14 protein-coding genes and 1 other RNA gene are annotated in these 16,234 nt (G+C 46.2%); 6 read left to right on the top strand and 9 right to left on the bottom strand.

The genetic code is table 11. The features are described 5' to 3' along the window. Positions 1-10: 10 nt before the first annotated feature. Positions 11-3,160 (bottom strand): efflux RND transporter permease subunit, encoded by a 3,150-nt coding sequence (locus ACXAD6_RS13830; RefSeq protein ID WP_474969349.1) that lies wholly within the window; start codon positions 3,158-3,160, stop codon positions 11-13. A gap of 106 nt (positions 3,161-3,266) precedes the next feature. Between ACXAD6_RS13830 and ACXAD6_RS13835 the strand changes: the two genes are divergently transcribed. Further along, a complete protein-coding gene (locus ACXAD6_RS13835; RefSeq protein ID WP_474969350.1) occupies positions 3,267-4,112 on the top strand; it encodes a TetR/AcrR family transcriptional regulator in 846 nt (281 codons plus the stop codon). A gap of 35 nt (positions 4,113-4,147) precedes the next feature. Here the strand turns inward: ACXAD6_RS13835 and ACXAD6_RS13840 are convergent, their stop codons facing one another. From ACXAD6_RS13840 to smpB, 5 genes are all read right to left on the bottom strand, one after another. Beyond that, positions 4,148-4,300 (bottom strand): hypothetical protein, encoded by a 153-nt coding sequence (locus ACXAD6_RS13840; RefSeq protein WP_474969352.1) that lies wholly within the window; start codon positions 4,298-4,300, stop codon positions 4,148-4,150. A gap of 27 nt (positions 4,301-4,327) precedes the next feature. Beyond that, positions 4,328-4,978: a GTP pyrophosphokinase gene (locus tag ACXAD6_RS13845; protein WP_474969353.1), complete on the bottom strand. Its 651-nt coding sequence runs from the start codon at positions 4,976-4,978 to the stop codon at positions 4,328-4,330. Then, positions 4,971-5,405, bottom strand: a complete 435-nt coding sequence (locus ACXAD6_RS13850; protein ID WP_474969354.1) for a DUF5392 family protein — start codon at positions 5,403-5,405, stop codon at positions 4,971-4,973. The genes ACXAD6_RS13845 and ACXAD6_RS13850 overlap by 8 nt, the downstream gene beginning before the upstream one ends. A 573-nt stretch (positions 5,406-5,978) precedes the next feature. After that, positions 5,979-6,341, bottom strand: a transfer-messenger RNA (tmRNA) gene (ssrA, locus tag ACXAD6_RS13855). A gap of 97 nt (positions 6,342-6,438) precedes the next feature. After that, the gene (smpB, locus tag ACXAD6_RS13860; protein ID WP_027956362.1) at positions 6,439-6,903 is read right to left on the bottom strand and encodes an SsrA-binding protein SmpB; all 465 of its coding nucleotides are present in this window, start codon (positions 6,901-6,903) and stop codon (positions 6,439-6,441) included. 159 nt (positions 6,904-7,062) lie between these two features. Here smpB and ACXAD6_RS13865 point away from each other — a divergent pair, with 159 nt between their 5' ends. Then, entirely contained in the window at positions 7,063-7,935 is an 873-nt protein-coding gene (locus tag ACXAD6_RS13865) for a GNAT family N-acetyltransferase (protein WP_474969355.1), read from the top strand. Positions 7,936-8,007: 72 nt separating this feature from the next. Then, positions 8,008-8,427: a Thoeris anti-defense Tad2 family protein gene (locus tag ACXAD6_RS13870; RefSeq protein ID WP_474969356.1), complete on the top strand. Its 420-nt coding sequence runs from the start codon at positions 8,008-8,010 to the stop codon at positions 8,425-8,427. A 346-nt stretch (positions 8,428-8,773) separates the two neighbouring features. On the opposite strand, the gene rnr is transcribed toward ACXAD6_RS13870, so the two are convergent. The 3 genes from rnr to secG form a co-directional block, all read right to left on the bottom strand. Then, complete coding sequence (rnr, locus tag ACXAD6_RS13875; RefSeq protein WP_474969357.1) at positions 8,774-11,068, bottom strand: ribonuclease R; 2,295 nt, start codon at positions 11,066-11,068, stop codon at positions 8,774-8,776. 36 nt (positions 11,069-11,104) lie between these two features. Next, positions 11,105-11,848: an alpha/beta hydrolase gene (locus ACXAD6_RS13880; protein WP_474969358.1), complete on the bottom strand. Its 744-nt coding sequence runs from the start codon at positions 11,846-11,848 to the stop codon at positions 11,105-11,107. A 335-nt stretch (positions 11,849-12,183) separates the two neighbouring features. Then, on the bottom strand, positions 12,184-12,414 hold the full coding sequence (secG, locus tag ACXAD6_RS13885; RefSeq protein ID WP_027956357.1) for a preprotein translocase subunit SecG: 231 nt from the start codon (positions 12,412-12,414) through the stop codon (positions 12,184-12,186). 204 nt (positions 12,415-12,618) lie between these two features. Here secG and ACXAD6_RS13890 point away from each other — a divergent pair, with 204 nt between their 5' ends. The 3 genes from ACXAD6_RS13890 to ACXAD6_RS13900 are packed head-to-tail and all read left to right on the top strand — an operon-like array spanning position 12,619 to position 16,195. Then, the gene (locus tag ACXAD6_RS13890; RefSeq protein WP_474969359.1) at positions 12,619-13,368 is read left to right on the top strand and encodes a DeoR/GlpR family DNA-binding transcription regulator; all 750 of its coding nucleotides are present in this window, start codon (positions 12,619-12,621) and stop codon (positions 13,366-13,368) included. Next, positions 13,365-14,279: a 1-phosphofructokinase gene (gene pfkB / locus ACXAD6_RS13895; RefSeq protein WP_474969360.1), complete on the top strand. Its 915-nt coding sequence runs from the start codon at positions 13,365-13,367 to the stop codon at positions 14,277-14,279. The genes ACXAD6_RS13890 and pfkB overlap by 4 nt, the downstream gene beginning before the upstream one ends. 14 nt (positions 14,280-14,293) lie before the next feature. Continuing rightward, a complete protein-coding gene (locus tag ACXAD6_RS13900) occupies positions 14,294-16,195 on the top strand; it encodes a PTS fructose transporter subunit IIABC (protein ID WP_474969361.1) in 1,902 nt (633 codons plus the stop codon). Positions 16,196-16,234 lie beyond the last annotated feature (39 nt).

Raw genomic sequence — 16,234 nt, forward strand, 5'->3', positions numbered from 1 at the left:
TTACAATCCTTTATGCTTTTTTCTTTTTACCAATTTTACTGAGCATCTCATACACAACCGGTACAATCAGCAGTGTTAACAATGTGGAACTTGCAAGACCACCGATGACAGTAATCCCCAGTCCTTTACTGATGATCGAGCCGCCTTCAAAGCCGAGGGCTAATGGAAGCAGTGCTCCGATTGTTGCCAGAGCTGTCATCAATATTGGGCGGATACGTGTCATTCCTGCGTCAAGCAGCGCTTCACGCGTAGAGAAGCCATCTTTTTCTCTTTGAATGACTCGGTCAATCAATACAATACCGTTCGTTACGACGATACCAATGAGCATAAGAGCCCCGATCATAGCCGAGATACTTAACGTTTCTCCGCCAATCAGTAAGCCGACTACTGCTCCGATGATCGTAAACGGAAGAGAAAACAGGATCGCAAATGGCGCGAGTGCACCTTCAAAGAAGATGACCAGCACAACATACACAATGGCGATGGCTGCCAGCATGGCTAATCCAAGCTGACTGAAGGACTCGTTAATATCCTCCGTCACACCACCGATGGATAGGTCAATGGAAGCCGGGTGATCAATCTGATCCAGCTCTTCCTGAACACTTGCAGATACAGATCCGATATCATCCGTTGTCGTCTTGGCACTGACACTTGCATACACCTGGCCGTTCCGGCGGCTGATCGTATCTTCAGTCGTGCCTTCTTCAACTTCTACGACTTCACTGATCGGTACAGATGTACCTAGTGGTGACTGGATTTCCTTATCGGTTAAATCATCAATATTACTGTAATTGTCCTGCTCTACTTCCAGGTACACCTGAAGTTCTTCTCCATCTTCCTGAATGGTGGTGATTTCTGTACGTTCACCATTGGAACTGAGCTCCATTCCCAATTGACCCGCTGTCAAACCGAGCTGGCTCATTTTTTCCTGGTCGGCAACCAGTGTATATTCCTCATACGATTCGGAAAGAGAGGAGGAAGCGTCTTTCAATTCATCCTGATCTTCGAGCAGTGTTTGTACTTCTTCTACATATGGCTTGATTTCATCCGTATTGTCACCAAAGACTTGAACTTCAATTTCATTGCTGGACCCTGTGGAGGAGAAGTCCTGACTTGCCCATTCCCCTTCATCCGTCATCGCTTTCAAGTCTTCGAGCACCTGCTCTTTTTCTGATTCAAAGTTTTCTGTTTCGCTGTCATATTCAACGAAAAAGGCTGCCTGATTGGATGCTCCCGGGCTCATCGGATTTTCTCCACCGACAGAATATTGAATCGTCTGCACATTGTCCCGCCCGTCAAAGTATTCATGGGCTTCGGAAGCAATCTCTTCAACATCTTCAATCGTCTGACCCGGTGCCGGGCTGTACGTCGGCATGACCATCTTCTGTTCTTCTGAAGGAAGGAAGCTGACCCCTACAAGAGGGATAAGAGCGATACTTCCAACGAGAATAGCTACAGCTACTAGAGAAGTAATAATCTTATGGTTTAACACACGGTTTAATACTGAGCGGTACCATTTCGCAATTTTACCCGGGCCTTCCTGGTGTCCCTTTTGAGCTCTTTCTTTCGTAAGAAGGGAATGAGACATCATCGGTACGATCGTAACAGCGACCACTAAGGAAGCAAGGAGTGCAAAGACGACCGTTAACGCAAACGGCAGGAATACCTGACCGACGACACCTTCAACTAATCCAAGCGGAAGGAATACCGCTATCGTTACAATGGTTGAAGAAAGAATCGGCATAAACATTTCTTTCGTAGCCGCTCGAACTAAAGCCTTCCCTTCAAGTTCTTCGTCTTTAAGCGCCATCCGCCTGTAGATGTTCTCCACCACAACAATGGAATCATCCACAACCCGGCCGATAGCCACAGTCATGGCTCCGAGCGTCATAATGTTCAAGGTAATGTCCATCTGATTCAATATAAGAATCGCGATCAGCAGTGATAATGGAATGGACACAACAGAAATCAGTGTTGTTCTAAAGTTACGGAGGAACAACAGAATGACAAGAATAGCGAACAATCCGCCGAACAACGCTTTGTTCAGCATCGTACTTACAGATTCTTCAATCGGTTCTCCCTGGTCAAAGGAATAGATAAACTCAAGACCATCTAAATCACTTTCAAGATCTTCGGTCGTTTCCTTCACAAGATTCACCACGTCCACGGTGTTTGCTTCCTGTGATTTTACAATTTGAATGGAGATGGATTCCTCCCCATTGGTTCTTGAAATCGATTCCGTCTGTCCAACAATCTCAAGATCCGCAATGTCCTGAAGCTGAACAGTTGGAACCCCCTCGGCCTGCTGTGCCTGAGCATCGGCTGCCCCTTGCTGAGCTGCAGCGGCATCGCCCTGCTGCCCCTGCGCTGCTCCTGCCGCCTGCTGACTTTGAGCAGAGGACGAATCACTCTGGGATGGGATCGCAGGAATTTCAAGCTGTTTCAAATCTTCAAGGGAAGACACATTGCCATCAATCATGACAGACTTCTGTGTATCATCAAAGTTATAAAGCCCCAGCGGGAACGTCACGTTCGACCCTTGGATGATATTCTGCACAGTTTCCTGATCCATGCCTCTTTCAGCAAGAGCTTCCTCATCAAAGGACATCTGCACTTCCTGGACCTGCTGTCCGGATATCTGTACATCTGCAACACCTTCCAGACCTTCCAGCTGTGGTTTAATCGAATCTTCAACCTCAGCGGTCAGTTCTTCAAGGCTCTGTCCTTCGCTGATCACACTCATACTTAAGACTGGAAAAGCATTGAAGTTGATGCGGGACACGTCCGGTTCCTGCACATCATCCGGAAGCGCAGCCGAATCCACAGCTTCCTGCAGTTCATCCTCAGCTTCATCTAAATCCTTGCTGTATCCATACTCCAACTGGATATTTGAAGCGTTTTGGAAAGAACTCGAACTTACCGTTTTTACTCCACTTAAATTTTGAACCTGCTGTTCCAACGGTTCCGAAACTTCTCCGGCTACTTCGGCTGGAGTAGCACCCGGGTAGACCGTTGTTACGGTTATAATCGGCGGTTCAATATCAGGTATGGTTTCCAATTTCATATTCAAGCCCGAATAGAGCCCTGCTGCTGTTATAATAATAGTCATTAACCAGACAGCAAACTTATTGTTCATTGAAAAATCAATGATCTTCTTCACTTTATATTCTCCCCCTCTAATTGACTAATCGGTCATCACGTTCTACAATATACATGACCGGTCAGTCACCAGTCAAGTGTTACACTATTTGAAAGGTGCTATCTATATGGATCAGAAAAAACTCAATATCATCGAGACTTCTATAAAATTATTCGCTAGAAAAGGATTCAGCTCTACATCCGTTCAGGAAATCGCCAAAGCAGCCAATATTTCCAAGGGAGCTTTTTATCTTCACTTTGATACAAAGGATGACCTTCTTTACGAATTGTTCGAACATTACTGGAGGCGGATGCAGAAGAGAATCAACGAAGTATCTTCCACCCCTATGCCGCCAAAGGAGAAATTCATCCATCAATTGAAGGTGTCCATGGAGGAAGTGGCGGACCACCGCGAATTCATCATCATGCAGGTACGCGAGCAGGTGATCCCGTTCAATGATATGATCGAGAATTTAATCAGACGGATGCGGTATCATTCCGTGTTGTTCTACCGTAACCACATCCTTGCCATTTACGGGACCAAGGCAGAACCCTACGCCTGGGAAGCGAGCCTGACCGTCCAGAGCTTATTCAAAACGTACATGGACCTTATGATTATGGATAAAATGGAGTTCAGTCTTTTGAAGGTCGCGGAGTCAATAGCCAACAAAATGGATGCTATTATGGAAGGGTTTGAAAACGGCCATGACTCCCCCGTCATAACAGACGAAGTCATTAAACGGGTTATCCCTGAAAATTACCAGTTCAACCAGCTGGAAGACATTGTCTTCCAGCTTCAAGAAATTTATGCCCAGAGGGATGATGTGGATTTGAAAGATACAGCAGACATTCTTCTTCAGGAGTTGAAATCCGAAGCACCGAGACCAGCCGTTATAAAAGGAATGGTCTTTAACCTGGAAAGATATGATGAATATATAGACCTGTCCACACAAATCCGCGCCCATTATATGTAGAAAAGGAAGCCGCCGTTGAAGGCGGCTTTTTCTTATCAATGAAAGGCATTTTTCCATTTCGGTACATCCAGGTCCAGCAGCGGCTTTACCTCTTTTTTCTTTTTTGACGTCACTTGTATGTTCACACCCTGACTTCTAAGACGGCTGATAAACGTGTCCCGCTTCTTATCGACCGTGTGCTTTTCCATCTTTGCCCACCTCACCTTTTTCATTGGTTAAACGTGTGACGCTTCCAACATATCGACTTCTTTCTTCAAACCGCTCATCTTGTCATCCAGCGCATGGACAGTTTCCGCAGCCTTCAACAGCTCTCCAGCAAGATGATCGGGGACGCTTTTTTCATATTTGTAGTACAGCTTATGCTCAATACCTGCCCAGAAATCCATCGCTACCGTTCTGATCTGAACTTCAACTTTGACCATCTCCGTTCGATTGGATAAAAACACAGGGACTTCCAAAATAAGATGGAGGCTTTTATAGCCGTTCGGTTTTGGGTTTTCGATGTAGTCTTTCACCTCGATCACATGGATATCATCCTGCTGATCAAGCATGTCATAAATCTTATAGATATCAGAAACAAAAGAGCAGATGATCCTTATCCCTGCGATATCCTGAACATATTCCCGGGCATTTTCCTTAGTAGGATCACAGCCTTTTCTTTTCAACTTTTCTGCAATGCCGGCAGGGTCCTTCACTCTCGATTTTAAATGCTCAATAGGGTTATGGTTATACAAGTATTTAAATTCTTCGTTAAGAATTTTCAACTTTGTGTTGATTTCATCCAGACCAAATTTATACAAGATTAAAAGGTCCTTCCACTCTCCTATGTGCAGCTTTGTCATTTCTACGACCTCTTCTTTATTCATTCCCTGACCACTCTCTTTCTGCTTCGAGAAATTCTGCGAATACTTTAACGGATTGGTTCGGATTTTCTTCCAGTTGTGTTTTGAATCGGTTGAGCCGGATCGGATTCATTCCTGCTGCCTTATCCATCCGCTCTTTCATATAACTGACCATCATTTCCTGCACTTCTTTCAAGAGAACCTTCACCTCTTTTTGAAGGGCTAAAGCCACAGCCCCCGCGGCACTAAACAGAAGAACCGGGACGACCGCCATCGTCTCAGTGAAGAAGACGAGGCTGATGATATTAAACACAGCCATCGGCAGCATAAATAGAGAAACAAGCGAATACCTCCGCATTTTTTTCGTTTTTGGTTCTGTTATTTTCTCCATTTTCTCGAATTCCTTAGACATATACGTTGGCATGGAAACTTTCATGGATTGTAAGTTCACTCTGTTCCTCTCCTTTTAAAGAAATAAAAAACGACCTGTACAAGGTACAGATCGTTTCAGACAATAAGGGACCTGTACCATAGTGGTAAGGTCTTGCTAACAGCGTCTGCTGCCGATAAAGCCGAGAGACAAGTCTCTGTAATGACGACGTTACCGTAAAAGCTACTCCCCTTAGAAGGACGTTATATGATTATGACTCTATCATACACACAAGTGACCAGGTAGTCAACAGATAGTGCCCCACCAGTAAAAGAATACCGTTTTGACTGATCGGTCACCCTGTCATTTATAAAATGCGTATAATTATACATCCGCAACTTCAGCACAGGCATAAGCACCACCCGGAATTCTAAATGAAGCCTCCGCGCTCTCAAGGTTCCCCGGTACTAAAAAGATTACCCTTCAGAGATACAGGCACCAAAGAACACAACAGACACCAAGGAGGCTGACACGGGGATCAATACGTTAAAGAACCGTTATAGCAGATGACACATAAAAACTTTTAGAAAAATCAGGAATCACACTGGATGCGCTTTCTTTTTTACCCATAAAAAAAACCACCAATATATGTATTGGTGGAGACGGTGGGAGTCGAACCCACGTCCGGAGATATCGGCACCCGGGCTTCTACGAGCGTAGTTGATACATTTATAGTTCACTGTCTCTTCGGCCTATCAACAGGCTTCCAAGCAGCTAGCCTGTTTAGTCTCTTCGTTTTTCCTCAGGCGGTGGAAAAACGCGTAGCCCACTTCAGTTTGAGACCCTTCATCCAGCACATGGGCGATGCCGGGAAGGATCAGCTATAGACTACTTACGCAGCTACAGCTAGGTTTTCGTTAGATTCGCCAGTTATATTTAGGCAAATGACGGTTTACGAGACGTCACTCGACTCGCGACCCGGGCTCGACCTATCCCCGTCGAATCCGTAACGTCCCCGTTAGGATTAAAGAGAACAGCCAAGCTGTCGTCTTGCTTGTCGAATTAACGACAATAACTATTATAGCATATTAAAATATTTTTTCAAGGGGCGTGCTTACTTCAAGCTTTCCTTGATTGCGCGGTCGATTTCCCGCTTCTGCTGTTTCTGCTTCAAATCTTCACGCTTATCATATTTCTTCTTCCCTTTACCAAGGCCGATTAAAACTTTAGCGACGCCGTTTTTAATATAGACCTTCAAAGGGACAAGGGAATACCCTTTCTGCTGGGTCTGTCCAATCAACTGGTTGATTTCCTTACGGTGCAGCAGAAGCTTACGCGCCCGTGTAGGATCATGGTTGAAAATATTGCCCTGTTCATATGGTGAAATGTGCATGTTATGCAGATATACTTCTCCTTTATGAATACGGGCGAAGCTGTCCTTTAAGTTCAACCGTCCGTTACGGATCGATTTGATTTCTGTGCCCTGCAGAACCACACCTGCTTCAAATGTTTCTTCGATCGTGTAGTCATGGCGGGCTTTTTTATTCTGAGCCAATGTCTTTCCATTTCCTCTAGGCATAGTGACTTCCTCCTCTGTTACGTCCCTTTATTGTACCACGCCGACTTCGTTGATTCCAACGGATAACCTATTGATGAAAGCGGATGCCTCTCCATAGACTTCCTTATTCGAATTATGAGAATATAAAGGTGGAAAAAGAAGAAGAAAGGGGCAGAATCGATGAATCAGGTGCTCCAGGTCAAAACGCTGACCGTGGATGATATATACAGCCTTCAGGCGATGGAAACAGGCATTGAGGACGATTACGTCGTCCGGATTTTTGAGCGCCTTGTTACCTCTGAAGAGCATAGACTGTTCGGCTTATTCCAAGATAGACGGATGCTCTCTGTAGCCGGCTACAGCTTATTTGGAAAGAAGCAGTTTGCTATGCTGGGGAGGCTCCGCAGTGACCAGCGGTACTTGGCTAAAGGACACGCCACCCACCTTCTCTCCGCCATCATTAACGAATTAACCACCTCCCCCGGCATCCGGTGGCTTGGTGCGAACACACACATCGGAAACCTTCCAGCAAGGAGGGTCCTTGGAAAGCTCGGGCTTGACCAAGGTCCTGTAAGTCATTACCTTACTTTAAAGCGGCCGGATTTTCTCACTGGACACACCAAAGGGAGAGCGTGGAGGACGGTCCATAATCTGGAAGATAAGCGGAAGCTCCTTCAGACGTTAAAAAGCAACGCTCTCGGCACTTTCCCTTATGAATGTTATTATCCCTTCCCTTATGATGAAGCCTTTTTCACTGATCAATACCTCGGTGACTCTTCTTTCTATATCAGTCCCGACCACCAGCGGTTCATCATCATCAAAAATGACACAAAGAAATACGATTACTCCCACGTTAAATATTTCTGGGATGATCATTATGAACAGCCCGGCTTTTTCGAAACGGTCCTTAAACACTGGGAACAAAACCCCGGTAATACGGGATGCTGGATCGACTTTTCACCCTTGGGATTTAAAAGTATCCCTGACCTGACTCCCTATGATGTACAGGATCCTTGGATCTTATATGGACAATGGGTGAAAACTTCATTCTAACGGTTGACAGGAAGCGTTTGCAGTCTATAAAATCCATAAGGTGAAAATTTCCACGAGAAAGGACTTATTGCAATGGACTTTATGAAAGCCGCACAAATGTTAGATGAAGGTCATGCTTTGAAACGTCATTCCTGGAAGAACCCTGGATATATTACAAAAGATAAAGAAGGCGTCATTGTCTTTTTTGATCATAACGAACCATCTGTGTATCAGCTTACGGCTGAAGATGCGCTGGCATCTGATTGGGAATCATCTGTAAAAGATAACTGGATGATTGTTTCTGTTTCCCACGATCGAGAATTGATGGAAGGGAAATTGTTCATTTCCTACCACATCCGTTCTGAAAAGGAAGGCCACATTTTGAACAACCATATTGTTCCGCGGGAGGAACTCTCTCAATGGTCCACCTATGTGGATCTGGACCTTGAAGAGTCTGCCCGCCACTTAAACGAAAAAGATGTTGCCAATGTTCAGCACACGTTAAGTGCCTAAACTAAAGACTCGTCTTTTCAGCTTGTAGAGAAGCCTCTGTTTCTTTACAAGCTTTTTTTCTTTCTTACCGCCAGGATCGAAAGCCCCTTTGGGAATTCTTTAACATCAAAAAAGACTCTCCTTCACCTTTTCCCACGCAAGCGGCAACAGCGCAGCCCATCCCGGTCTTGTGAATCAAAAAATGTTCGGTTGTGACACCTGTGGGAACTTCAGCTGTGCGCGGGACAAGCATCCACCGATAAGCGGAACGAGCCCCCCTCCCCACAACATCCGGCCGATTCCAACTGGATGACACAGACTATTTTACATACTGAAAAGACGCGCCTTCCGGCGCGTCTTTTGTACTCTATTTCTTTTTCTTACTTCCTTTTTTAGGAACGCCTTTGTTTCTATAGAAAGGTTTGTTCCCTTTCTGTTTGTTTTTCTTTTTCTCTTTTTCTTTCTTCCGGTCGGGGCCTTTGGATTCAATTTTCTTCGGGCGTTCCGGACGCTTCCGCTCTTTACGCGGCTTCATCCCGTCAATTTCAAAGTCAACGACTCTTTCCTCAATATTGACGTTGGTTACACGTATGGTGACCTCATCACCGATCCGGAACACATTTCCAGTCCGTTCCCCGATCATCGCATACTGCTTCTCATGGAAGTGGTAATAGTCATCAGTCAGAGTACTGACATGAACAAGACCCTCCACCGTGTTCGGCAGCTCGACGAACATGCCGAAGCTGGTGACAGAACTGATGACACCTTCATACTCCTCACCGACTTTATCCTGCATGTATTCGGCTTTCTTCAGGTCATCGGTTTCACGCTCGGCATCAACTGCTGCACGCTCCATTTCCGAGGAGTGGCGGGCGATTTCCGGCATCTGGTCTTTCCAATGCTTCCGCGTTTTGTAATCCACCTTATTCTCTACCAGATACGTCCGGATTAACCGGTGAACGATCAAGTCAGGATAACGGCGGATCGGGGACGTGAAGTGCGTATAATAATCCGTAGCAAGTCCAAAGTGTCCAAGTCCCTGCGGATCATATTTCGCCTGCTGCATGGAGCGGAGCATTAGTTTGGATATGATCATATCCTCCTGCGTCCCCTTCACTTCTTCCAGCACCTTCTGCAGCGCTTGAGGGTGGACACTGTCCGCCGTTCCTTTTACGACGTAGCCCATATTGGCTACAAAGTCGAAGAACGTCTGCAGCTTATCCTCAGCCGGCTCCTGGTGGATACGGTGGATGAATGGGACTTCCATCCAGTGGAAGTGTTCAGCAACCGTTTCGTTCGCTGCAAGCATGAATTCCTCAATGAGACGTTCTGCTACTGAACGCTCACGCAGGCGCACATCAACGGCTTTTCCTTCCTCATCTACGACAACACCCGCTTCTTTGAAGTCAAAATCAATCGCGCCGCGGTCCATCCGTTTACCACGGAGAATCGAAGCAAGGTTTTCCATGTTCTGGAACATCGGAACAAGATCTTTATACTTTTCCATCAAGGCAGGATCTTCGTTCGTTAAGATTTCGTTGACATCTTTATAAGTCATACGCTCGTTTGTTTTGATTACGCTTTGGAAAATCTCATGGGAAACAACTTCCCCTTTTGGACTGATTTCCATTTCACAGGAAAGAGTGAGACGGTCCACCTGAGGGTTGAGTGAGCAGATGCCGTTGGAAAGCCTGTGAGGGATCATCGGAATAACCCGGTCAACAAGGTACACACTTGTAGCCCGCTGTCTGGCTTCCTGATCGATCGCAGAGCCTTCACCGACGTAATAGGTGACATCAGCAATGTGGACGCCAAGGTGATAATTCCCGTTGTCCAGCTGTTTCACCGCAACAGCATCATCCAGATCTTTCGCATCGGCCCCGTCAATCGTTACAATCGTCTCGTCCCGCAGATCTCTGCGGTTCTTGATTTCATCCTCGCTGATCTGGTCAGGCGTTTCTGCTGCCTGTTCCAGGACTTCGTTTGGAAAATCAATTTTTATCCCGTGTTTATGAATGATTGAAAGAATGTCGATTCCCGGATCATTTTTGTGACCGAGGATTTCTACAATCTCTCCTTCGGCGCTCATCCGGTCTTCAGGAAACTTGGTAATATTCACAATAACCTTGTGACCGTCTACAGCTCCGTTGTTCTGGGATTTAGGAATGAAGATATCATTGGGAATCCGCTTATCATCCGCGATGACAAAGCCAAAGTTGCGGCTGGACTCATACGTACCCACGACTCTTGTCGTCGCCCTTTCCAATATACGGATGACGGCACCTTCAGGGCGCGATCCGTCTTCCTTCCGTTTTTCAATACGGACGAAGACTTTATCATTGTTCATCGCTGAATGAAGGTCGGAATGGTGAATATAAACGTCGTCGCTGTCTTCATCATCAGGAATTAGAAAAGCGAACCCCTTCGCATGCATTTGAATGCGGCCGCGGATCAGGTTCATTTTTTCCGGAAGTCCAAAACGGTTCTTCCTCGTTTGGACAAGCTCTCCTTCTTCTTCCAATTCATTTAAGGATTTCATCAATACTTTAAATTCCTCAGAGCTTCCAAGTTCCATCGTATCCTGCAATTCCTGCACAGATAGAGGCTTCGAAGCGGTTTCTTTAAATAAGTTTAAAATCTGCTGTTTTAATTCAGTCGTCAATTGCCTTACCTCCTTTTGAGTGAAGGACCAGACGCGTCAGGACCAGTCAAGGGAATTCAGGAACTGCAGGATATCTTCATGCAGTTCTTCTTTTTCCTTGTCCATCGTAATGACATGTCCGGAATTTTCGTACCATTTGATTTGTTTATCGTCTGTTTCTACCTCTTCGTATATATAATCGGCACTGCTTGTATTGATCATATCATCCTGTGTTCCCTGTACTACGAAGGTCGGCGTATAAATTTGATCAATGTTATCGTGTACTTCATTGATTAGTCCGCCAAGTTCTGTGAACATTTCCTTCGATTCATCAAGCAGGTCCTGGATTTCCTTTTCAATGGTCTCTTCATCTTTTCCTTCCAGCTGCTTATACTGACGTGCTTTGAATTCGAACGTTTTCGTCAGCTGTTTCTCGTTATCGAAGAAAACAGGGGAACACATCGTGATCAGACCTTTGACTGGAGCGGAATAAGCGGTTTTCAGTCCCAGAACACCACCAAGGGACAATCCTGCCACAGCGATTTCCTTATATCCGAGTTCCCTCAAGTGATTCAATGCTTCCTGTACATCGCTCCACCAGTCTTCAGGTCTTGCATCAAGCAGAGCTTCAAACTCTCTGCCATGACCGGCATAAATAGGGGCATGGGTGGTGTACCCGTGCTTCTGTAAAAACCGGCCCAGCATGCGCACATCGGCAGAGTGGCCGGTGAATCCATGTAATAATAATACCGCACGGTCTCCTCCCTCAAACGTAAATGGCTGAGGTTGTTTGATCTTCATGTTCATTCTCTCCTTACTTCATCTATGTCCTATATTGATAAATTTCATTCTTTTCAGCAATGTATTCTATTTTACCAAAATTACACCGCCCTGGCACATTCTGCGTATCCGTCTGCCGGAAGGGTTAAACCTATATTCAGACTTCCCATCTGGTTCCCTCAACAAACCTCTGCATTTCATAACAGGATTCAAGCAACGATGAGCAGAAAAACCCACGTAAACCTTCCAGGGCATCATTGCAGAAAAAAAACAGCTGCATCCGTATATTTTCCCTTAAAAAAAGAAAAACCACGCATTGTATAAACGCGTGGTTTTTAACGTTCAGCTGTCATCCATTAAACGATATAGCCTGTAAGGAAAGCCAAAACGAAGAACAGGACTCCGGTTACAACGGTCGATCTATGCAGAACAGCATCGATTCCGCGGGCTTTCTGCTTTCCGAACAACTGCTCGGCTCCACCGGAAATAGCTCCGGACAACCCTGCACTCTTTCCGGATTGTAAAAGTACTAAAACGATAAGTGCGATTGTATCTATGGTCAGCAAAGTGATAACAAGTGTTTCCATGATGTTCGAACACCTCCTAAAGACGTACAAATAACTATTTTAAATGTAGCATAAAAGCCGGAAGCCGGCAAGAACATCCCGTTTCCTTTACTAGAAGGCTCATGATTGATGTTGATATTTTTTGATTGTTTTTGAAATAATATGCTTGTTTTTTGAAAGGGCTTTCTTTATAATACAAGTATAAAGATCAAGGAGATGACTCCAATGCTTACACCTGAAAGACACGAGCGGATATTAGAAACAGTCAAAAACAATCAGACCGCATCCATTAAACAGCTCGTCGAAGTTACTCAGGCGTCAGAGTCAACCATCCGCCGCGACCTTGATGAATTGGAAAGACAAGGTCACCTGCGGCGCGTCCACGGCGGGGCATCGATCAAGCAGTCTGCTGCCGATGAACCGGCCATGAAGGACAAGCAGACGAAATTCCAAGAGGAAAAGCGGGCCATCGCTTCCTATGCCGCTTCTTTTGTTAAAGATGGTGATTCGGTTTTTGTTGATGCTGGTTCGACAACTTACGAAATGATTCCTTTTCTAAAACAGAAGGATATTATCGTGGTAACCAATGGTCTGGATCACCTGCTGGCTCTTACGGACCATGGCATTCGAACGTATGTACTCGGTGGACTGGTGAAATCCCGTACGGGGGCTGTTGTAGGAGCAGGAGCTTTACAGAACCTCAAGCAGTACCGCTTTGACAACTGCTTCATGGGCGTGAACGGCATTACGCTGGAGGATGGTTTCACCACCCCGGACCCAGAGGAAGCAGCGATTAAGCAGCGGACACTGCAGCTCTCGAGCGAACGATTTATATTAGCCGATCATACCAAGTTCGGGGAAACGTCGTTCACCCAGTTCGCAGCCATACATGAGGCAGATATTATTACAAATGATAATGGCATGACATACACGGACTATGCCGAAAAAACGAATATAAAGGTTGTGACAACATGATTTATACCTGCACGCTGAATCCATCCATTGATTACATCATGCATGTGGATTCATTTGAAGCTGGTGGATTAAACCGAGCCGGGCAGACATTTTTCTACCCTGGAGGAAAAGGCATTAATGTCTCCAGGGTCGTCAACCGGATGGGTGTCCTATCCAGGGCTCTCGGTTTCATCGGTGGTTTCAGCGGTGACTTCATCCGTGATTTCCTTGACGAAGAAGGGGTCCAGCACCAGTTTATGAACACCGGTCAAAAAACAAGGGTAAACGTAAAACTGAAGTCTGGAGACGAAACAGAAATCAACGGCCCGGGGCCTGCCTTGTCCGAAGACATGCAGCAGGCATTGCTGGATCAGGTTCAGCAATTGACCAATGAAGACATCTTAGTCCTCGCTGGCAGTGTTCCTTCTTCTCTTCCGGGTGATTATTATGAGCAGATCACGAATATCTGCAGAAGAAATCATACAAAAGTGGTTCTTGATACATCAGGAGAAGCGCTGACACAGATTCTCGGCCAGCCCTTGTTCCTCATGAAGCCGAACCATCATGAACTGGGAGATCTATATAATGTAGAAATCCACACGCCTGAAGATGCTGCATTTTATGGGAAGAAACTCGTAGATCAAGGAGTCGAAAACGTGATCGTTTCCATGGGCGGCCAGGGAGCCGTATATGTGAGCCGCGAAGAACAATGGTATGCCAATGTGCCTGAAGGGACGGTCAAAAACTCGGTAGGAGCCGGTGATTCCGTCGTTGCGGGATTCCTCGCTGCCTATTCAGAAGGAAAGTCCTTGGCAGAGGCCTTCCGATTCGGAGTCGCATCTGGGAGTGCTACAGCGTTTCAGGATGACCTTTGTGAGCAGGAGGATGTTCTTCACCTGCTTGAGCAAATCAACGTATCACCAATTCAATAAAGGAGTGATTCGAAATGAGAATTACTGACTTGTTAACAGAAGAGACGATTGTACTGAACATGTCCGCTTCTTCAAAGCCGGAAGCGATCGATGAATTAGTCGATAAGCTGGATGAAGCCGGCCGTCTAAACGACCGGAATGGCTTTAAGAAAGCGATCGAAGATAGAGAAGGCCAAAGCACAACGGGAATCGGAGATGGAATCGCCATCCCCCATGCGAAAACAAGTGCTGTCCAGAATCCCGCCATTGCATTCGGACGCTCACAGGAAGGCCTTGATTATGAGTCCCTTGATGGCCAGCCGACACATTTATTCTTTATGATTGCTGCATCCGAGGGGGCAAACAACACGCACTTGGAAACACTCTCCCGTCTATCCTCTTTCCTGATGGATAATACATTCCGTGAGCAGCTGGAAGCCGCTCAGACGAAAGAGGAAATCATTGCAGCGATTAATGCGAAAGAAGCCGAGGACGAGGAGCCTGAAGAGGAGACCAACGATCAGCCTTCCGGAAAAATCCTGGCCGTCACCGCGTGTCCGACTGGAATTGCCCACACGTACATGGCTGCTGATAAGCTGAAAGCTACAGCGAAGGAAATGGGCGTACCGATTAAAGTACAGACGAACGGATCCAGCGGTGTAAAAAACCGTTTGACGAAAGAAGACATCGCTGACGCTGCAGCTATTATTGTAGCTGCTGATACAAAGGTGGATATGGAAGATTTCCATGGAAAGCATGTCATTGAAGTGCCTGTAGCCAAAGCGATTCACGAGCCGAAGGAACTGATCAATAAAGCCTTGAATCAGGATGCTCCTGTGTTTCAGGGAAGTGGAGGCAGCTCCAAGGAAGCCTCCAGTGAAAAAGGCCAGCGGACTGGCTTTTACAAGCATCTGATGAATGGTGTTTCCAACATGCTCCCATTCGTTGTCGGAGGGGGAATCCTAATTGCGATCTCCTTCTTCTGGGGAATCAACTCAGCCGACCCGAACAGTGTTGAATACAACCGATTCGCTGAAATGCTCAGCATTATCGGCGGCGGCAATGCCTTCTTCCTGCTCGTCCCTGTACTGGCCGGCTTTATCGCATCCAGTATTGCGGACAGACCTGGTTTTGCTCCTGGTATGGTCGGTGGTTTGATTGCCATTACACAGACCGTCGAAGGTGCAGGAAATGGCTCCGGTTTCTTAGGTGGACTTATTGCTGGTTTCCTTGCTGGTTATTTAACACTTGGCGTGAAGAAAATGCTTGAAGGCCTGCCTGCTGTTATGGACGGCTTGAAAACAGTCCTGCTTTATCCTGTGTTCGCCATCTTCGGTACAGGTATGATTATGCTTTTGATCAACCCGGCTTTAACAAGCGTTTACACGTGGTTGTTTGATCTTCTGGATTCCATGAGCGGTTCCAACCTCGCTCTGCTCGGATTGATTGTCGGCGGCATGATGGCGGTCGATATGGGCGGCCCTGTCAACAAAGCGGCCTACACATTCGGCATTGCAGCGCTTGATGCAGGGAACTATACGTTTATTGCTGCTGCAATGGCTGGTGGAATGGTTCCACCACTTGCTATGGGACTTGCCACAACATTCTTCAAAAATAAATTCACGAAAGAAGAACGCGAAACAGGTAAGGCCGCTTATCCACTCGGTGCTTTCTTCATTACAGAAGGAGCGATTCCGTTCGCAGCTGCCGATCCGGCTCGTGTCATTCCATCCATGGTAGCCGGAAGTGCGCTCACTGGTATGCTGACAATGTTGTTCGGTATCGGTCTCCGCGCCCCGCACGGCGGTATTATCGTAGCTCCACTTGTTGAAGGTGGAATCGGACAAATCCTTCTTTATCTGCTGGCTATTATTGCCGGGTCAATTCTTTCTGCAATTGTCGTAGGATTCTTGAAAAAAGACCTCCAAAAGGCTTAAAATAAGAAAGTTAGGGTAATTCAATAACAACCAATTTTT

The organism is Halobacillus sp. ABH2_015 (genome assembly GCF_056158945.1).